Origin of the sequence: Pseudonocardia yuanmonensis (genome assembly GCF_039542425.1) — a bacterium.
In the GTDB taxonomy this organism is placed as follows: domain Bacteria; phylum Actinomycetota; class Actinomycetes; order Mycobacteriales; family Pseudonocardiaceae; genus Pseudonocardia; species Pseudonocardia yuanmonensis.
Genome location: NZ_BAABIC010000002.1, coordinates 110,528 through 128,124, shown reverse-complemented (window position 1 = coordinate 128,124; position 17,597 = coordinate 110,528). Strand labels below are relative to the sequence as shown.

At 73.1% G+C, this 17,597-nt stretch carries 17 protein-coding genes and 1 riboswitch; of the genes, 8 read left to right on the top strand and 9 right to left on the bottom strand.

What is annotated here, in order from left to right; genetic code table 11:
- Positions 1-6: 6 nt before the first annotated feature.
- Complete coding sequence (locus tag ABD990_RS02970) at positions 7-597, bottom strand: TIGR03086 family metal-binding protein (protein WP_345378137.1); 591 nt, start codon at positions 595-597, stop codon at positions 7-9.
- 65 nt (positions 598-662) lie between these two features.
- On the opposite strand from ABD990_RS02970, the gene ABD990_RS02965 reads away from it, so the two are divergent.
- Positions 663-1,562 (top strand): Sir2 family NAD-dependent protein deacetylase, encoded by a 900-nt coding sequence (locus ABD990_RS02965; protein WP_345378136.1) that lies wholly within the window; start codon positions 663-665, stop codon positions 1,560-1,562.
- Here the strand turns inward: ABD990_RS02965 and ABD990_RS02960 are convergent, their stop codons facing one another.
- Positions 1,563-1,745, bottom strand: coding sequence for a hypothetical protein (locus ABD990_RS02960; RefSeq protein ID WP_345378135.1), 183 nt, complete (start codon positions 1,743-1,745; stop codon positions 1,563-1,565).
- A gap of 43 nt (positions 1,746-1,788) precedes the next feature.
- Between ABD990_RS02960 and ABD990_RS02955 the strand changes: the two genes are divergently transcribed.
- Both ABD990_RS02955 and ABD990_RS02950 read left to right on the top strand, forming a co-directional pair.
- Complete coding sequence (locus tag ABD990_RS02955; protein ID WP_345378134.1) at positions 1,789-2,754, top strand: zinc-binding dehydrogenase; 966 nt, start codon at positions 1,789-1,791, stop codon at positions 2,752-2,754.
- Between the two features lie 123 nt (positions 2,755-2,877).
- Positions 2,878-3,312: a MarR family winged helix-turn-helix transcriptional regulator gene (locus tag ABD990_RS02950; RefSeq protein WP_345378133.1), complete on the top strand. Its 435-nt coding sequence runs from the start codon at positions 2,878-2,880 to the stop codon at positions 3,310-3,312.
- 123 nt (positions 3,313-3,435) lie between these two features.
- On the opposite strand, the gene lepA is transcribed toward ABD990_RS02950, so the two are convergent.
- The gene (lepA, locus tag ABD990_RS02945; RefSeq protein ID WP_345378132.1) at positions 3,436-5,277 is read right to left on the bottom strand and encodes a translation elongation factor 4; all 1,842 of its coding nucleotides are present in this window, start codon (positions 5,275-5,277) and stop codon (positions 3,436-3,438) included.
- 108 nt (positions 5,278-5,385) lie between these two features.
- Here lepA and ABD990_RS02940 point away from each other — a divergent pair, with 108 nt between their 5' ends.
- Positions 5,386-6,351 (top strand): YrzE family protein, encoded by a 966-nt coding sequence (locus ABD990_RS02940; RefSeq protein ID WP_345378131.1) that lies wholly within the window; start codon positions 5,386-5,388, stop codon positions 6,349-6,351.
- 65 nt (positions 6,352-6,416) lie between these two features.
- Here the strand turns inward: ABD990_RS02940 and ABD990_RS02935 are convergent, their stop codons facing one another.
- Positions 6,417-7,010 (bottom strand): maleylpyruvate isomerase N-terminal domain-containing protein, encoded by a 594-nt coding sequence (locus ABD990_RS02935; RefSeq protein ID WP_345378130.1) that lies wholly within the window; start codon positions 7,008-7,010, stop codon positions 6,417-6,419.
- Positions 7,011-7,112: 102 nt separating this feature from the next.
- Here ABD990_RS02935 and ABD990_RS02930 point away from each other — a divergent pair, with 102 nt between their 5' ends.
- Positions 7,113-8,186: a glycosyltransferase family 9 protein gene (locus tag ABD990_RS02930; protein WP_345378128.1), complete on the top strand. Its 1,074-nt coding sequence runs from the start codon at positions 7,113-7,115 to the stop codon at positions 8,184-8,186.
- Positions 8,187-8,196: 10 nt separating this feature from the next.
- On the opposite strand, the gene ABD990_RS02925 is transcribed toward ABD990_RS02930, so the two are convergent.
- A complete protein-coding gene (locus tag ABD990_RS02925; RefSeq protein WP_345378126.1) occupies positions 8,197-8,949 on the bottom strand; it encodes an alpha/beta fold hydrolase in 753 nt (250 codons plus the stop codon).
- 156 nt (positions 8,950-9,105) lie between these two features.
- Between ABD990_RS02925 and ABD990_RS02920 the strand changes: the two genes are divergently transcribed.
- Positions 9,106-10,542 (top strand): DHA2 family efflux MFS transporter permease subunit, encoded by a 1,437-nt coding sequence (locus tag ABD990_RS02920; RefSeq protein WP_345378125.1) that lies wholly within the window; start codon positions 9,106-9,108, stop codon positions 10,540-10,542.
- Positions 10,543-10,600: 58 nt separating this feature from the next.
- Here ABD990_RS02920 and ABD990_RS02915 read toward each other — a convergent pair whose 3' ends face one another.
- The 3 genes from ABD990_RS02915 to ABD990_RS02905 are packed head-to-tail and all read right to left on the bottom strand — an operon-like array spanning position 10,601 to position 14,030.
- The gene (locus tag ABD990_RS02915; protein WP_345378124.1) at positions 10,601-11,443 is read right to left on the bottom strand and encodes a transglutaminase family protein; all 843 of its coding nucleotides are present in this window, start codon (positions 11,441-11,443) and stop codon (positions 10,601-10,603) included.
- A 2-nt stretch (positions 11,444-11,445) separates the two neighbouring features.
- A complete protein-coding gene (locus tag ABD990_RS02910) occupies positions 11,446-12,390 on the bottom strand; it encodes an alpha-E domain-containing protein (RefSeq protein ID WP_345378123.1) in 945 nt (314 codons plus the stop codon).
- Complete coding sequence (locus tag ABD990_RS02905; RefSeq protein WP_345378566.1) at positions 12,390-14,030, bottom strand: circularly permuted type 2 ATP-grasp protein; 1,641 nt, start codon at positions 14,028-14,030, stop codon at positions 12,390-12,392. Before ABD990_RS02905 ends, ABD990_RS02910 begins: the two co-directional genes overlap by 1 nt.
- 403 nt (positions 14,031-14,433) lie before the next feature.
- On the opposite strand from ABD990_RS02905, the gene rpsT reads away from it, so the two are divergent.
- Positions 14,434-14,700 (top strand): 30S ribosomal protein S20, encoded by a 267-nt coding sequence (rpsT, locus tag ABD990_RS02900; protein ID WP_345378122.1) that lies wholly within the window; start codon positions 14,434-14,436, stop codon positions 14,698-14,700.
- Between the two features lie 290 nt (positions 14,701-14,990).
- Here the strand turns inward: rpsT and holA are convergent, their stop codons facing one another.
- On the bottom strand, positions 14,991-15,959 hold the full coding sequence (holA, locus tag ABD990_RS02895; protein WP_345378121.1) for a DNA polymerase III subunit delta: 969 nt from the start codon (positions 15,957-15,959) through the stop codon (positions 14,991-14,993).
- Positions 15,960-16,172: 213 nt separating this feature from the next.
- Positions 16,173-16,317, top strand: a riboswitch (SAM riboswitch).
- A gap of 6 nt (positions 16,318-16,323) precedes the next feature.
- On the opposite strand from holA, the gene thrC reads away from it, so the two are divergent.
- Positions 16,324-17,589, top strand: coding sequence for a threonine synthase (thrC, locus tag ABD990_RS02890; RefSeq protein ID WP_345378119.1), 1,266 nt, complete (start codon positions 16,324-16,326; stop codon positions 17,587-17,589).
- The last annotated feature ends 8 nt before the right edge of the window (positions 17,590-17,597 follow it).

Genomic DNA, 17,597 nt, shown 5'->3' with positions numbered 1-17,597 from the left:
GTGCCCTCAGGGCCGCCGGGCCGGGTCCCGCCCGCTCACCCCGAGCGCGCGCTCGAACGCGGACGCACCGGCGTCGACGGCTACCTCGGCGCCGATCCACCCGGCCTCGCGGCCCATCGCGGCCATGCCGGTCATCGCCTCCAGCGTGGCCTCGCCCAGTTCCGGCGAGACGGTGAACTCCTGCCCGGTCGCCATGGCGAGGTCCCAGGCGTGCACCACGAACTCGCCGGTCATCATCGCGCCGATCGCGGCCGCGGGCATCGGGCCGCCGCCCAGGTGGGACTCGCCCTCCCACACCGCCGGATCCGCCCACGCGGCGGCGGCCGCGGCGCCCTCCTTCTCCGCGGCGGCGGCCCACTCCCGCTCCGGCAGGTCCCGCAGGAACGGCGCCCGGTCCTCCGCGCCCCACGCCTCCGGCCAGGGCTCGCGGGTGGCGGCGTGGTGCGCCAGCAGGAAGCCGAACGCGACGTGGTTCACCAGGTCGGCCACGGTGAGGTCGGTGCAGGGGGTCGGGTCGGCGTACCGGTCGGCCGCGGCGCCGCGGACGGCGGCGACGGCGAGGTCGACGGCGTCGGAGAACAGGCTCTGCTCGTTCATGCCCGAGAGCCTCGCCGAACCCGAGCGCGCGGCATTGGACATTCGCGCCACGTACGCTGGAGATCGTGCAGAACGCCCTGGCCGTGCCCGTCGACGCGGCGCTCGACCTGCTCGCCGGGCGCCCGCTCGTCGCCCTGACCGGGGCCGGGCTCTCCACCGACTCCGGCATCCCGGACTACCGCGGTCCGGGCTCGCCCCTGCGCCGTCCGATGACCTACGGCGAGTTCGTCTCCGGGCCCGCCGCGCAACGCCGGTACTGGGCGCGCAGCCACGTCGGATGGGGCCGGATGCGCCGCGCCGTGCCGAATCCGGGGCACCTCGCCCTCGCCGATCTCGAACGCCGCGGCGTGCTGCAGGGCCTGATCACGCAGAACGTCGACGGCCTGCACGGCGAGGCCGGGAACCGCACCCTGATCGACCTGCACGGCCGGATCGCGGACGTGATCTGCCTGTCCTGCCGGGAGATCAGCTCGCGGGCCGTGCTGCAGGAGCGGTTCGAGGAGGCCAACCCGGGGTTCGCCGACTCCGTCGGCCCGGAGATCGAGACCGCGCCCGACGGCGACGTCCTGCTCGAGCGCACCGAGGGCTTCCGGCTGGTCGGCTGCACGACGTGCGGCGGCCCGCTGAAGCCGGACGTCGTGTTCTTCGGGGAGAACGTGCCGAAGGACCGGGTCGCCCGCGCCTACGCGATGGTCGACGCGCTGCGGCCCGCCGGCGGTGCGCTCCTCGTGGCCGGCTCGTCGCTGACCGTCATGTCCGGGCTGCGGTTCGTGAAGCACGCCGCGAAGCACGACGTGCCGGTGGTCATCGTGAACCGGGGCGAGACCCGGGGCGACCCGCTGGCCGCACTCCGCATCGACGACGGCTGCTCCGAGGTGCTCTCCGCGCTCGCCGGCGCCTGCGGCGGCGCGATCGTGGACGGGGCGGACACCCCCATCCCGGAGTGGCGGGACCTGGCCCCCTGATCAGGGTCGCTTCCGACGGGCGAGCGCGTCGGTGACCACACCGGCGACCCGGTCCAGCAGACCGGCGACGGCCCAGCACAGCGGCAGCACCACCACGACGGCCAGCCCGACCTGCAGCGGGAACGCGAGCTGCGTCAGCCACAGCTCCAGCGCGTCCCACCAGTCCGCGATCGCCCTCACCACGCTTCACACGGTAGCGCCGGGTCGGGCGGGTTAGGTTCTGGGCATGTTCGCCGTCTACGCCGCTGAGCCCAACGCCGACGCTCCGCTCGACTCGCTGACCGTCGGCGAGCGCCCCGAGCCCGAGGTCCCCGAGGGTTGGGTCAAGGTCCGCGTCACCGCCGCCAGCCTCAACATGCACGACCTCTGGACGCTCCGGGGCGTGGGCATCAAGCCCGAGCAGTTCCCGATGATCCTGGGGTGCGACGGGGCCGGCACCCTCGAGGACGGCACGGAGGTCGTCCTGCACTCGATCATCGGCGACCCGACGTGGAGCGGCGACGAGACGCTCGACCCCAAGCGCACGCTGCTCACCGAGAAGCACCAGGGCGCGATGGCGGACTTCATCGCGGTCCCCAAGCGCAACGCCGTCCCCAAGCCCGAGGGCATCACGGCGAGCCAGGCCGCCGTGATGGGTACCGCGTGGCTCACCGCCTACCGGATGCTGTTCACCAAGTCCGGGCTCCACCCCGGGCAGACGATGCTCGTGCAGGGCGCCTCCGGCGGGGTGTCCACGGCGCTGGTCCAGCTCGGCCGCGCGGCCGGGATGACGGTCTGGGTGACCGGACGCACGGAGGACAAGCGCAACCTTGCCGAGAAGCTCGGCGCGCACGCCGTCTTCGAGTCCGGCGCGAAGCTGCCCGGCAAGGTCGACGCCGTGTTCGAGTCGGTCGGCGAGGCCACCTGGAAGCACTCCATGCGTGCCCTGCGCCCCGGCGGCGCCATCATCTGCTGCGGCTCCACCTCCGGCCCCAACCCGGGCGCCGACCTGCAGCGGCTGTTCTTCCTCCAGCTCCGCGTCGAGGGCTCCACGATGGGCACCCGGCAGGAGCTGGCGGACCTGCTCAGCTTCGTCGCCAACGCCGGCATCACCCCCGAGATCGGCCTCGAACTGCCCCTCGAGCGGGCCGAGGAGGGCTTCCGGGCGATGCTCGAGGGGGATACAGCGGGCAAGATCGTGTTCACGCACTGACACCGGCAACGTTGCTGTAGCGGTCTTCTCCTCGCGAACTGCGGCAAACGTGCCGCTCAGCAAGTACAGTCGGTCATCGTGCCTGAGCCACTTAGTCCCTCGGCGCCGGTGCACGGTCGAACGATGACCGTCCCGGCGCCGCGCGTCCCCGGTCTCGTCGAGCTCCTCGACCGGGTGGAGCGCGCCGTCGCGGCGTCGCTCACCCCGGCCACCTCGGCGCACGGCGTCAGCCGCGACGGCTGGCGCGTGCTCCTGATGCTCGCCCGCGGCGGAGGCCGCAGCATGGGTGAGATCGCGTCGCACACCGCTCTCCCGGCCCCCACCGCGACGCGCGTCGTCGACCGCCTGGTCGCCGACGGGCACGCCTATCGGCAGAACGACCCGGTGGACCGAAGACGGGTGCTGGTGCATCTCGCCGCAGGCGGACGCGAGGTCGTCGAGCGGGTGTGCGGGAGCATCGAGCGCCGGGTGGGCACCGCACTCGGCGCGGTACGGACCCCCGAACGCGTGCAGCTCGCCCGCCTCCTCGAAGACCTGGCGAACCCCGACCCCGAGTAGAGCTCCCCCAGCGACTCCCGAGCTCCCCGGCTCCCTCGCCCCGTACCCGGCTCCAGCAGCGACGCCGGGCCCTGGAGACCCCGGTCGCCCGACCGCGTCCCCGCCCCGACCCGCCCCGGTGGGCTACTTCCTGGCCTTGTCCGCGCTCGACTCGGTGGACAGCGCCGCCACGAAGGCCTCCTGCGGCACGTCGACCCGGCCGATGGTCTTCATGCGCTTCTTGCCCTCCTTCTGCTTCTCCAGCAGCTTGCGCTTGCGGCTGATGTCGCCGCCGTAGCACTTGGCGAGGACGTCCTTGCGGATCGCGCGGATGGTCTCGCGCGCGATGATGCGCGACCCGACCGCGGCCTGGATGGGCACCTCGAACTGCTGCCGCGGGATCAGCTCGCGCAGCTTCGCGGCCATCGTGGTGCCGTACGAGTAGGCCGCGTCCTTGTGCACGATCGCGGAGAAGGCGTCGACCGGCTCGCCCTGCAGCAGGATGTCGACCTTCACCAGGTCCGACTGCTGCTCGCCGGCCTCCTCGTAGTCGAGCGAGGCGTAGCCGCGGGTGCGGGACTTCAGCGCGTCGAAGAAGTCGAAGATGATCTCGGCGAGCGGCATGGTGTACCGCAGCTCGACGCGCGTCTCGGACAGGTAGTCCATCCCGCCCAGCTGACCGCGCCGGCTCTGGCAGAGCTCCATGATGGCGCCGATGAACTCCGACGGCGCCAGGATCGTGACCTTGACGATCGGCTCGTGGATCTCGGCGACCTTGCCCGTGGGCCAGTCCGACGGGTTCGTCACGGTCATCTCCGTGCCGTCGTCCTTCAGCACCCGGTAGACCACGTTGGGCGCGGTCGAGATGAGGTCGAGGTCGTACTCGCGCTCGAGCCGGTCCCGGGTGATCTCCAGGTGCAGCAGGCCGAGGAAGCCGCAGCGGAAGCCGAAGCCCAGCGCCGCCGAGGTCTCCGGCTCGTAGGTGAGCGCGGCGTCGTTGAGCTGCAGCTTGTCCAGGGCCTCGCGCAGGTCCGGGTACTGCGAGCCGTCCACCGGGTAGAGGCCCGAGTAGACCATCGGCCGCGGCTCGCGGTAGCCGGTGAGCGGCGTGGTGGCGCCGCGGCGCTGGCTCGTGACGGTGTCGCCGACCTTCGACTGCCGGACGTCCTTCACCCCGGTGATCAGGTAGCCGACCTCGCCCACGCCGAGGCCCTCGCTCGCCTTCGGCTCGGGCGACACGATGCCGACCTCGAGCAGCTCGTGGGTCGCGCCGGTCGACATCATCTTGATCCGCTCGCGCGGGACGATCTTGCCGTCGACCACGCGGATGTAGGTGACGACGCCGCGGTAGGTGTCGTAGACCGAGTCGAAGATCATCGCCCGGGCGGGGGCGTCCGCGTCCCCCTCCGGCGCCGGGACCTGCTTCACGACCTCGTCGAGCAGCGCCTCGACGCCCAGGCCCGTCTTCGCGCTGACCCGCAGCACGTCCCCGGGCTCGCAGCCGATGATGTGCGCGATCTCCGCGGCGTAGCGGTCCGGGTCCGCGGCCGGCAGGTCGATCTTGTTGAGGACCGGGATGATCGTCAGGTCCTTCTCGAGGGCGAGGTAGAGGTTCGCCAGCGTCTGCGCCTCGATCCCCTGTGCCGCGTCGACCAGCAGGATCGCGCCCTCGCAGGCCTCCAGCGCGCGCGAGACCTCGTAGGTGAAGTCGACGTGCCCGGGGGTGTCGATCAGGTGCAGGACGTGGTCGGTGCCGGCCACCGTCCAGGGCAGCCGGACGTTCTGCGCCTTGATCGTGATGCCGCGCTCGCGCTCGATGTCCATGCGGTCGAGGTACTGCGCGCGCATCGCGCGCTCGTCGACCACGCCCGTGATCTGCAGCATCCGGTCGGCCAGCGTCGACTTGCCGTGGTCGATGTGGGCGATGATGCAGAAGTTCCGGATGCGCTCCGGCGGGGTGAACGTGCGGTCGGCGTACGTCGTCACTCAGACATCCATTCCGGTACGGGGTCGTGTTCATCGTCCCACGTCGGGTGCAGGTGCCGCGCAGGCCCGCTGACGTGTGAGGCGGACCACCGTCGGGTACACGGCGCCATGGACTCCGCGAGCACCGGTACCCCCTCCCCGTCCGGGCCTGCGTCCCGGTCCGCGTCCGGCACGCCGGCCGGTCCCGCCCCGACCGGCCCGGGGCCCGACCCCACCGCCGACCCCACCACGCGCGAGCACCCCCGGAACCAGGCCGGGCCGCGCGACTGGGTCGGCAACACCGTCCACGGCCGGTCCGGGAACACCGTCGGGAAACTCACGGACGTCGTCGACGGGCCGGACGGCACGCCGTGGGGCGTCGTGCAGCCCCGGCTCGGCGGCGCCCGCACCATCCCCCTCACCGGCGCGACCCCCGACGACCGCGGGGTGACCGTCCCGATCGACCGGCGCACCCTTCGCAGCGCCCCCGCGCGCCGCGAACCCGACGCCCACCTCGCCCAGCACTACACCAGCCGGGGCGCGCTGACCGCCGCCCACGAGTACCAGCACGAGCGGTTCGGGGGGCTCAAGATCGGGTCGGCCTTCTTCGGCTGGCTCGTCGCCGTGGGCCTCACGGTGCTGCTCGGTGCGCTCGCCTCGCTCGTCGTCCGGCTGGCCGGGGTGTCGCCGGACCTCGGCGGCGCGCCCGGGCAGGACCCGCGGATGCTCGGCATCACCGGCGGGATCGTCGCGGTCGTGGTGATGCTGCTGGCCTACTATGCCGGCGGGTACGTGGCCGGCCGGCTCGCCCGCTTCGACGGCGCGCGCAACGGCGTCGCGGTCTGGGCGATGGGCCTGGTCGTCACGGTCGCGGTGTCGATCGCCATGGCGGTCACGGGCTCCACGGACAGCCTGTTCGCCGCGCTGCGCGTGCCCGGCGTCGCGATCTCCGGGGAGTCGCTGACCCTGTCCGGTGTGATCGCGCTGCTGATCGCGGCCGTCGTCGCGCTGATCGGCGCGGTCGTCGGCGGCAAGGCCGGCGAGCGCTACCACCGCCGGGTGGACCGGGCGGCGGAGTCCGCACTCACGCCCTGATCGGCCTGCTCAGACGGGTCGTGAGTGTCTACTGCCCTTCTCGGGGCAGTAGGCACTCACGGGTGTCAGGGGCCGCTGCCGTCCCACTCGTCGAGCGGGGCGCAGTGCCACCGCCAATTCGCCAGGCGCGGCCGCTCCCCCAGCGCCGCGCGCCCGTTCGCCCAGCGCAGGGTGGGCCAGGAGCGCCCACCGTGCGGCGCCCACGGGAACAGCCGGCGGACGACGTGGGCGGCGAGGTGCGCGTCCGGCTCGAAGGCCAGCCCGAGCCCGCGGGCGGCGTCGTCGGTGTGCACGAGCAGCTCGTCGCACGCCATCGCGGCGAAGCCCGACGGGTCGGCGGCGCCGCTCGGGTGGAAGCCGCGCGCGTCGTCGTCCGAGGCCTCGATCGTGGCCGCCAGCAGGAACGCCGCGGCCCGCACCGCCGCGACGAGGGTCGCCGGCGGGCGGTCGGCGTGCACCCGCAGTTCCAGGGCGTCGATCTCGGCCGGGCCGCCGGCCAGGTCGGCGGCGTAGAAGTGCAGCACCTGGGCGACGTGCGCGACGACCTGCGCCACCGTCATGTCCAGCGTGCCCGCCCGCGCCGACCAGTCCCGCTCCAGCGCCCCACCGAGCAGACCGGTGCAGGCGGCGGCCGCGGACCGCACCTCGTCGCTGCGCACGCGCCCACGGTAGGAGTCGGCGGGCGCCCGCGACAGCCCGCACCACCCGGCCGGGCGGCGGCGGAGGTGTGTGCAGGTGGCCCCAGCGGGCATCCCTCCTCCGTGCCCGATCATGGTCTGCTCCCCGACGTGCGGCGGATCGCCGTGCTCCGCGCCAACGGCCTCGGCGATTCCCTCGTCGCCCAGCCCGCACTGGCGGCCCTGCGCGCCGCCTACCCCGACGCCTCGATCACCCTGGCGACCTCGCCGCCCGTCGCCGAGCTGCTGCGGGGGCGCCCCTTCCCGGTCGACGAGGTGCTGGAGGCGCCGCGGGTGCCCGGGGTGCGGGGCGAGGTCGGCGGGCCGCCGGACGACCCGGCCGAGGTCGTCGAGGAGTTCTGTGCCGCGATGCGGGCGCGGGAGTTCGATCTCGCCGTCCAGCTGCACGGCGGCGGCGCCAACGCCAACCCGCTGCTGCTGCGCTTCGGCGCCCGGGTGACCGCGGGCAGCCGCGCGGAGGACGCGCCGGCGCTGACCCGCACCATCCCCTGGACGCCCTTCCAGCACGACGTGATGCGCTGGCTCGAGGTCGTCGACCTCGTCGGCGCGCGCCCGGTCACGCTCCGGCCCGAGCTCACCGTGACGGACGCCGACCGCGCCGCCGCCGACGCAGCCCTCGCGGACCTGCACGGCCCGCTGGTCGTGCTGCACCCGGGCGCCACGGACATCAGCCGGCAGTGGCCGCCCGAGCGGCTCGGGCAGGTCGGGCGGGCGCTGGCCGAGCAGCGGGGAGCCTGCGTCGCGGTCATCGGCGGCAAGGGCGACCTGGAGCTCGCCGAGCAGGTCCGGGCCGGGCTGGGCGACGCGCCGGTGCTCGACCTGGTCGGGACGCTCGACCTGAACGGCCTGGTGGGTGTGGCCGAGCGGGCGGACCTGCTGGTGGGTAACGACTCCGGGCCGCGGCACATCGCCGAGGCCGTCGGCACCCCGACCGTCGGCGTGTTCACCCTCGCCAACCTCGTCGACGTCAGCCCGCTCTTCCGCGCGCGGCACCGGGTCGTCGTCGACTGGGAGAGCCGCTGCGCGGTCTGCGGCGACCCCTACCTCGGCCGCACCTGCGGGCACGACGCCACGGTGCTGGCCGGTGTAGAGGTGCCGGAGGTCCTGGACGCGGCGCTCGCCCTGCTCCCGGGGTAGGCCGCCGGGCTCACACCCCCGCCCAGAACAGGTCGAGCACGGCGGCGCCACGCCGGGGGTCCTGCGTCATCCACCAGTGCCCGAGGCCGGCGAGCACCTCGACGCGCGCCCCGGCGCGGGCGGCGGCCCGGTGCCGCTGCTCCTCGGTGCCGACCATGTGGTCCTCGGTCGGCAGCAGCGCGAGCCCGGGGCGCACGGCGGCCTTCTCCAGGTCCGCGCCCAGCTCCGCCATGACCGGCTGCGCGGCGGACCGGTAGAGCCGCAGGATCGCGTCGGCCATCGCCTCGCCGAACGCGGCGGCGAGCCGCTCGGCCACGCGGGGGTCCATGCCGAACCCGGCCATCCGCGCGGCGCGCGCCTCCGGGCCGGCGGCGAGCATCCCGGCGACCGCCTCCTCGCCGACCCCCTCCTGCTGCCACGCCTGCGCCAGCTCGTGCCACACGTAGTCCGGGTCGAAGATGCCGACGACGTCCGACGCCCAGCTGCGCAGCAGGTCGGGCCGGGCCATCGCCACGTTCACCACGTGCCCGCCGCCCCAGTCGTGCCCCACGAGGTCGACCGGGCCCTCCTCCGCGACGATCCGCTCGAGCTCCCCGACCAGCCAGTCCCGGTACTCGAGCACCGTCGCGCCGAACCCCTCGGGCACGGGCGCACCGAACCCGGGCGGGGCGAGCCGGACGACGGGACCGCGGGACAGGTGCGGGACGAGCAGGTCCCACACCGCGGGCGTCTCGGGGTTGCCGTGCACCAGGACGACGGTCATGCAGGCACCCTACGAGCCCCCACCGACGGTTTTCGAGGCCTCGCCGCGGTGCCGTCCGCGCAACGCGAAACCGCGTGGCCGATGACCTTTGCGTCCGGATAGCGTCGGTACGTACGTGAGATCCACGTACGCCGTCCCCCGATCGGAGAACCCCGCATGACCGCGCCCGACGCACCCCCCAGTTCCGTCGAGGTGCCCCGGTCGGCGTCGACGGTCGTCTGGCTGCTGGTGGGTTCCGCGTTCGTCATGATCCTCAACGAGACGATCATGAGCGTCGCGCTGCCCGTCCTGGTCACCGACCTCGGGATCACGGTCGGCACGGCCCAGTGGCTGACCTCGGGCTTCCTGCTCACGATGTCGGTGGTCATCCCGATCACCGGCTTCCTCCTGCAGCGCCTCACCCCGCGCACCGTCTTCCTCGCCTCGATGTCGCTCTTCAGCCTGGGCACGCTGATCTCGGCGCTCGCGCCCGGCTTCGGCCTGCTCATGACGGGGCGTGTCGTCCAGGCGCTCGGCACCGCCGTCATGATCCCGCTGCTGATGACCACGGTGATCCGGCTCGTCCCGGCCGAGCGCCGCGGCGCGACGATGGGCACCATCACGGTGGTCATCGCCGTCGCGCCGGCCGTCGGTCCGACGATCTCCGGCGTGATCCTGTCCACACTGGGCTGGCGGTGGATGTTCATCGTCATCCTGCCGATCGCGCTGCTGGCGCTGGCCGCCGGCGCCACCTGGCTGCGGCTCGACAGCGAGACCCGGAGGATCCCGCTGGACTGGGCCTCCGTCGTGCTGTCGGCGCTGGCCTTCGGCGGGCTGGTGTTCGGGCTGTCCAGCATCGGCGAGTCGGCGCGCGGCGAGGCGCTGCTGCCGCCGTGGGCGCCCACCCTGATCGGTGTGGTCGCGCTCGCGATCTTCGTGGTCCGGCAGCTGCGGCTGCAGCGCGAGGGGCGCGCCCTGCTCGACCTGCGACCCCTGGGCTTCCGGCCGTTCGTGGTGTCCCTGGTGCTGGTCGTGCTCGGCATGATGGCGCTGTTCGGCGTGCTGATCCTGCTGCCGCTCTACCTGCAGGACGTGCTCGGCGTCTCCGCGTTCGTCACCGGTCTGGCGGTGCTGCCCGGCGGCCTGGTGATGGGTCTGCTCGGCCCGTTCGTCGGCCGGCTCTACGACCGCGTCGGCGCCCGCCCGCTCGTCATCCCCGGCACCGCGGTGCTGGCGCTGTCGCTGTGGGGCTTCACGACCGTCGGCGCCTCGACCCCGGTCGGGATGCTGATCGGGCTGCACGTCCTGCTCGTGATCGGGCTGTCGTTCATGTTCACCCCGCTCATGACGGACGCGCTGGGCCGGCTGCCGGGCGAGCTCGACTCGCACGGCAGCGCCATCCTGGCCACGTTGCAGCAGGTCGCGGGCGCGGCGGGCACGGCGCTCTTCGTCACGCTCATGGTCGTGTTCGCGGCCACGCCGGGCGTGGCGGCGGACGTCGCCGGCGCGCGGGCGGCCTTCCTCTGCGCCGCGGTGATCGCCACCGTCGCCCTGCCGGTCTCGCTGCTCGTCGGCGGGAGGAAGCAGGCGCAGGTGGTCCCCGCGGCCGCCTGACGGGCACGGCGAACGGCACTCTCGCTCATACCTAATGAGCGAGGGTGCCGTTCGTGCATCAGGCCAGGCGGGTCATGTGCACCGAGACGTCCAGCGCCTCGGCGGTGCCGCCGGAGTAGATGCCCTTGAGCGGGGAGACGTCGGCGTAGTCGCGGCCGACGGCGACCCAGACGTGCCGGTGCCCGATCGGGATGCCGTTGGTCGGGTCGAAGCCCCACCAGCCGCCGGTGCGGGCCTCGATCCAGGCGTGCGACTGCCCGGACACCGTCTCGCCGACCTCGACGTCCTGGCGCGGCAGCAGGTAGCCCGACACGTAGCGGGCCGGGATCCCCATCTCGCGCAACAGGACCAGGGTGAGGTGCGCGTAGTCCTGGCAGACCCCCTTGCCCGCCTGCCAGGCCTCGGTGGCCGAGGTGTGCACGCCCGTCGTGCCGGCCTGGTAGGTCATGGTGTCGCGGACGCGCTCGCAGGCGGCGAGCACGGCGTCGGCGGGGTCCTTGCCGCGCTTGAGGCTCTTCGCGAGCCGGGCCAGCTCCGCGTCCCGGCCGACGTACTCGGTGAACTCGAGCATCTCGGTGTACCGGTCCCGGACGGCCTCCGACGCCAGGTCCTCCCAGGTCGCCCCGTGGACGGGCGCGGTCTCGTCCCCGGTCTCGACGACGGAGGTGCCGGTGACCACCAGCTCGGTGTGCGGCGCGTGCAGGTCGAACGCCGTGACCTGGGTGCCCCAGTAGTCCTCGTACCGGTACGCGCGGGTCGCGGGCACCGTCTCGACGCGGCTGACGATGACGTTCTGGTGCGAGTCGCTGCGCGGGGTCAGCCGCACCTCGTTGTAGGTCTCGTGCACCGGCGAGCTGTACTTGTAGCCCGTCTCGTGCACCACGCGGATGCGCCAGCCCATCGTCAGACCACCTCCGGCGCCGTCCACGCCACCCAGGGGGCGGCGTGGAAGAACTGCAGCGAGACGGCCTCGCCGACCTTCTGGATCGTCTCCTGCAGGGATAGGAGCTGGGCGGGCAGGTCGTCGAGCAGCTCCTCGGGGCGGAGGAACTCCAGCTCGCTGCGCGCCCGGCCGAGCAGCCGCAGCGCCTCGGCCTTGGCGCCGACCCGGGCCGTCGGCCGCTGGTCCAGCTGCTGCAGGCAGGTCTCCGCCTCGCGCAGCGAGTAGAAGACCGACCGCGGGAACAGCCGGTCCATCAGCATGAACTGCGCGACCCGCACGGCGTCGACGGCACCGCGGTGGGTGCGCAGGTACGTGTCCTGCGCGCCGGCCGAGCGCAGCACGGACAGCCAGCCCGGCGAGCTCATCCGGTCCGAGACCCGGGAGAGCAGCAGCCGCACCACCATGTCGACCCGCTCCACGGAGCGACCGAGCAGGTAGAAGCGCCACGAGTCGTCCCGGCTCATCGTCGAGGCGGCGAGCCCGGAGAACATCGCCGCCCGGTCCTCGATGTAGCTGAAGAAGGCGTGCGGCCCCACCCAGCGCGCGTACCGCTGCCGCTCCGGCAGCGCGTTCCACGTGGCGTTGAGGCACTCGAACATCTCCGACGAGACGACCTCGCGCGCGCCGCGGGCGTTCTCCCGGGCGCTGGAGATCGAGGAGACGATGGAGCCGGGGACCTCGGTGGAGTAGCCGAGCACCTCGGTGAGGGAGAAGGCGTCGAGCGGCTCCTCGGTGCCGGGGTCGACGCCCATGACGCCGAGCAGCCGGCGGGCGACCGCGTCGACGTCGAGCGTGGCGTCCTCGAGCAGCTGGTGGACCGAGACGTCGAGGATCCGGGCGGTGTCGTCCGCGCGCTCGACGTAGCGGCCGATCCAGTAGAGCGACTCGGCGTTGCGGGCCAGCATCAGCGCCCCACCTCCGTCCGGCGCAGCATCTGCTCCTGACGCATCCCGCCGAGCTGCTGGACCTGGCGGCCCTGCTGCTGTTGTTGCTGCTGTTGCTGCTGGCCGAGGGTCAGCTCGGGGCCGTGCTCGGCCGCCGGGCCGCGCGCCGGGGCGGTCGCCGCGATCCCCCGCTCCCCCAGCTCCCGCTCGGCCTCGCTCGACCTGCTCGCCGCCAGCACCCAGGTGTCCTTCGACCCACCGCCCTGGCTGGAGTTCACCACGAGGCTGCCCTTCGGCAGGGCCACCCGGGTCAGGCCGCCGGGCAGCACGAAGACCTCCTCGCCGTCGTTGACCGCGAAGGGCCGCAGGTCGACGTGCCGCGGGACGAGCCGGTCGTCCACCTTGGTCGGGACGGTGGACAGCTGCACGACGGGCTGGGCGATCCAGCCGCGGGGATCGTCCTTGATGGCCCTGCGCGCCTTCTGCAGCTCCTTGGCGCTCGCGTCGGGCCCGAACAGGATTCCGTACCCGCCGGAGCCCTCGACCGGCTTGAGCACCAGCTCGTCGAGGGTGTCGAGGACGTGCCCGCGCTCCTCGTCCAGCCAACACCGGAAGGTCGTGACGTTCGGGATGACCGGCTTCTCGTCGAGGTAGTACCTGATCATCTGCGGGACGTAGGTGTAGACGAGCTTGTCGTCGCCCACGCCGTTGCCGACCGCGTTGGCGATCACGACGTTGCCCGCGCGGGCGGCGTTCATGACGCCCGCGACGCCGAGCACGCTCGTGGGCGTGAACTGCAGCGGGTCGAGGAAGTCGTCGTCGATCCGCCGGTAGACGACGTCGACCTGCTGCTCGCCCTCGGTGGTGCGCATGTAGAGGACGTTGTCGCGGCAGAACAGGTCCCGGCCCTCGACCAGCTCGACGCCCATCTGCCGGGCCAGCAGCGAGTGCTCGAAGTAGGCGGAGTTGTAGACGCCCGGGGTCAGCACGACGACCGTCGGGTCGGCGACGTTGGGCGCCGCGGCCGCACGCAGGGCGTGCAGCAGGTGGGTCGAGTAGTCGGCGACCGCACGGACCCGCTGGCGGGTGAACAGGTCGGGGAAGACCCGCGCCATGGTGCGGCGGTTCTCCATCACGTAGGACACGCCGGAGGGGTTGCGGAGGTTGTCCTCCAGCACCCGGAACGTGCCCTCCTGGTCGCGGACGAGGTCGATGCCGGCGACGTGGATCCGCACCCCGTTGGGCGGGTTGAGCAGGTGCGCCGCACGCTTGAAGTGCTCGCAGCTGGTGATCAGCCGGCGCGGGAGCACGCCGTCGCGCACGATCTGCGCGTCGTTGTAGACGTCCGCGAGGAAGGCCTCCAGGGCCTTCACCCGCTGCACGATGCCACGCTGGAGCCGGCTCCACTCGCTGGCGCTGATCACCCGCGGCACGATGTCCAGCGGGAACGGGCGCTCCTTGCCGGACAGGCTGAACGTGATGCCCTGGTCCATGTACGCCCGGTCGAGCGCCTCCGAGCGCGCGGCCAGGTCGGCGGCGGCGGTGGGGGCGATCGCGTCGTGCAGGTGCCGGTAGGGGGCGCGGACGCTGCCGTCCACGTTGAACATCTCGTCGAACGCGTCCGGGTTGGGCCGGTCGGGCTCCAGGTAGCCGTCGAACAGGGCGGAGCCGCCGACGGCAGCGGCCCCGTCGTCCTGTGCCGGCTCTCCTGCGGGTCTGCGGTCCACTGCTCGGCTCACGGGGGTCATCTTGACCGTTTCCCCTGGCCGGAGCCAACGCAGCAGTGCTACGTCCGCGTTACGAGGCGGTCACGCCGGGTCGCCGCCGTCGGACGCCACGTGCCGTATCCCCGGACCGGCGTGGGGGGCGGTCGGAAGGGCCCGAGCTGTGCGATCCTGGTGTCGTGGGCCCGCCGGCCGCGGGCCCGTGCAGGGCCGTCCGCGCCGGGTTGTAGCATGGACGACCGAGTGCTCGGCGTGCTCGCTCGCATCGGTGGAGAACCGGTCGGGGTCGCCTGAGCCCCCCGATACGTACCAGCACCAGGAAGACTCGAGGCACACCAGCGTGGCGAACATCAAGTCCCAGATCAAGCGGGTCAAGACCAACGAGAAGCGCCGTCAGCGCAACAAGTCGGTCAAGTCGTCGGTCAAGACCGCGATCCGCAAGTTCCGCGAGGCCGCCGAGGCCGGCGAGACCGAGAAGGCCGTCGAGCTGCAGCGCGCCGCCGCCCGCGCCCTGGACAAGGCCGCCGGCAAGGGCGTCATCCACAAGAACCAGGCCGCCAACCGCAAGGCGGCCATCGCCAGGCGCGTCGCCAAGATCGGCGCGTGATCCTCGGGCGCGTCCTCCGTGCCCGGTGAGCTCCCGGGTTCACTGAGCCCGGTCGAGCGTTCCCGTCGACGGCGCTGTCCTTTCCCGTGGGACAGCGCCGTCGACGCGTTCTCGGAGATGGTCCGTCCCGGTGCGGGAGGGGCCGGCCGACGCTGAGGCGAGCGTCATGGCTCCACAACGCTCGTTGGCCGGGCTTCCGAACGCGTCGTGGCTCCATGACGCTCGTCGTCCAGAGTCCCTGAGCACCCTGAGCACGCCATGGCTCCATGACGCCGGTGGCGCGGGGTCGGTCAGCCGGTGCCGCGGGCGTCGACGACCGCGAGGACGGCGCGCTCGAGTGCGTAGGCCGGGTCTGCCGCCGCGCCCTTCACGTCCGCGTTGACCTGCGCGGTCGCGGCGATCGCCGTCGCGAGACCGGCGGGGTGCCAGGCCCGTACCTGGCCCTGCGCCTTGCGGATCTTCCACGGCGGCATGCCGAGGCTGCCCGCAAGGCGGTTCGGGTCCCCCCGGCCGGCCGCGCCGACCTTGGCGAGAGTGCGGACGGCGTCCGCCAGGGCGTCCGCGACCAGCACCGGGGCGACACCCAGCACGAGCGCCCAGCGCAGCGCCTCCAGCGCGCCCGCCCGGTCGCCGGCGACCGCCTTGTCCGCCACCGCGAACCCGGACGACTCGGCCCGGCCACGGTGGTACCGCCGCACGGCCTGGCCGTCGACCTGCCCGCCGGTGTCCGAGACCAGCTGGTTCGTGGCCGACGCCAGCTCCCGCAGGTCCGAGCCCACCGCCTCGAGCAGCACGCCGACGGCCTCGGCGGTGATCGAGCCACCGGCCCGCCGCACCTCCGCCCGGACGAAGTCGGCACGCTCCTCGGCACGGGTCAGCCGGTCGCACTTCGTCACGACCGCGCCGACCTTGCGCAGGTCGTCCGCCAGCTGCTTGCCCCGGGCACCGCCCGCGTGCACCGCGACCAGGACGATGCCGTCGGCAGGCTCCGCCGCGTACGCCAGGATCGCCGCGGCCAGCTCCTTGCCCGCCTCGTGCGCCCCCTGGATCACCACGACGCGACCCTCCGCGAACAGCGAGGGGCTCAGGTGCCCGACGAGCTCGCCGGGCGTGAGCTCCGCGGGGCGGTACCGGCGGATCTCGGCCTCCGCGTCGACGGCGCGGGCTGCGCGGAGGATCTCGCTCACGGCCCGCTCGACCAGCAGCTCCTCCTCGCCCACGACGAGCTGCACGGGGGCGGGCGGCGTGGTGGCCGGCATGGGTCCACCTCCTCTCGCGTGCGGCGCGGGTCCCGCGTGTGCCGGGCTCCGACGCCATCGTGGCGCACGGCGCCGACACTCCGTGACACGCCTCCCAGATCCCGTGCCCGGCTGGCTCGGAGCGGCACACGTGCCGTAACGTGCAGGTCATCCGGACCACTCCGGCCGCCACGCGCGCTCCGCACACGGGACCCGTACGGCACAACCGCATATGGCTCATCCAGAGGGGCAGAGGGAACGGCCCGACGAAGCCCCGGCAACCGGCGTCGAACGACGATCCGCGCAGTGCACCGTCAGGTGCCTGCACGTCGACGGACCAGGTGCCAATTCCGGCCCGCACCAGCGGGACAGATGAGGAGATCTGATGACTCTCACTGCAGACACGCCTGCCGGCACCACCTTCGACCTCGGCTCCGCTCGTGCACTGTCCTGTCGCGAGTGCGGCCACCAGACGCCGCTCGCCGCGGAGTTCGCGTGTCCGCAGTGTTTCGGGCCGCTCGAGATCGCCTACGACTTCCCGCAGGTCACCCGCGAGTCCATCGAGTCCGGCCCCAAGTCGATCTGGCGCTACAAGGACCTCCTCCCGGTCCCGGCGAACGTGCAGTCCTTCCCGAACACCGAGCCCGGGTTCACCCGACTCATCCAGGCGGACCGGCTCGCCGCGGAGCTCGGCGTCCGCAAGCTGTGGGTGAAGGACGACACCGGCAACCCCACGCACTCCTTCAAGGACCGGGTCGTCGCCGTCGCCCTCGCCGCCGCCCGTGAGCTGGGCTTCTCCGTCCTGTGCTGCCCCTCCACCGGCAACCTGGCCAATGCCGTGGCCGCCGCGGCCGCTCGCGCGGGCTGGGACTCGGTCGTGCTGATCCCCTCCTCGCTGGAGCAGGCGAAGATCACGACCACCGCGGTCTACGGCGGCACCCTCCTCGCCGTCGACGGCAACTACGACGACGTGAACCGGCTCGCCACCGAGCTCGCCGCCGAGCACGAGGAGTGGGCGTTCGTGAACGTGAACGTCCGCCCCTACTACGCCGAGGGCTCCAAGACCCTGGGGTACGAGGTCGCCGAGCAGCTCGGCTGGCGCCTGCCCGACCAGATCGTCGTCCCCGTCGCCTCGGGCTCGCAGCTGACCAAGGTCGACAAGGGCTTCGGCGAGTTCGTCAAGCTGGGTCTGGTCGACGAGAAGCCCTACACGATCTTCGGCGCCCAGGCCACCGGCTGCTCGCCGGTCGCCTCGGCCTTCGAGCAGGGGCACGACTTCATCCAGCCCGTCCGGCCGGACACCATCGCCCGCTCGCTGGCGATCGGCAACCCCGCCGACGGCCCCTACGTCCTCGACTCCGTGCGCCGCACCGGCGGTGCCGTCGGCCATGTGACCGACGAGGAGGTCGTCGAGGGCATCCGGCTGCTCGCCCGCACCGAGGGCGTGTTCGCCGAGACCGCGGGCGGCGTGACCGTCGCGACCGCGAAGAAGCTGATCGAGGCCGGCAAGATCGACCCCGACGCGGAGACCGTCCTGCTGATCACCGGGGACGGCCTCAAGACGCTCGACGCCGTGTCCGCCCACGCCCGGCCGACCGCGACGGTGCCGGCGACCAGCAAGGCCGTCCGCGAGGCGCTCGAGGGTCGCTGAGCAGTACG

What these genes read in the sequence shown, in the direction of transcription:
- ABD990_RS02940 (WP_345378131.1), top strand. Translation starts at nt 5,386, where the DNA reads ATGGACTCCGCGAGCACCGGTACCCCCTCCCCGTCCGGGCCTGCGTCC.
- thrC (WP_345378119.1), top strand. Translation starts at nt 16,324, where the DNA reads ATGACTCTCACTGCAGACACGCCTGCCGGCACCACCTTCGACCTCGGC.
- ABD990_RS02955 (WP_345378134.1), top strand. Translation starts at nt 1,789, where the DNA reads ATGTTCGCCGTCTACGCCGCTGAGCCCAACGCCGACGCTCCGCTCGAC.
- ABD990_RS02925 (WP_345378126.1), bottom strand. Translation starts at nt 8,949, where the DNA reads ATGACCGTCGTCCTGGTGCACGGCAACCCCGAGACGCCCGCGGTGTGG.
- holA (WP_345378121.1), bottom strand. Translation starts at nt 15,959, where the DNA reads ATGCCGGCCACCACGCCGCCCGCCCCCGTGCAGCTCGTCGTGGGCGAG.
- ABD990_RS02970 (WP_345378137.1), bottom strand. Translation starts at nt 597, where the DNA reads ATGAACGAGCAGAGCCTGTTCTCCGACGCCGTCGACCTCGCCGTCGCC.
- ABD990_RS02950 (WP_345378133.1), top strand. Translation starts at nt 2,878, where the DNA reads ATGACCGTCCCGGCGCCGCGCGTCCCCGGTCTCGTCGAGCTCCTCGAC.
- ABD990_RS02915 (WP_345378124.1), bottom strand. Translation starts at nt 11,443, where the DNA reads ATGGGCTGGCGCATCCGCGTGGTGCACGAGACGGGCTACAAGTACAGC.
- ABD990_RS02910 (WP_345378123.1), bottom strand. Translation starts at nt 12,390, where the DNA reads ATGCTGGCCCGCAACGCCGAGTCGCTCTACTGGATCGGCCGCTACGTC.
- ABD990_RS02920 (WP_345378125.1), top strand. Translation starts at nt 9,106, where the DNA reads ATGACCGCGCCCGACGCACCCCCCAGTTCCGTCGAGGTGCCCCGGTCG.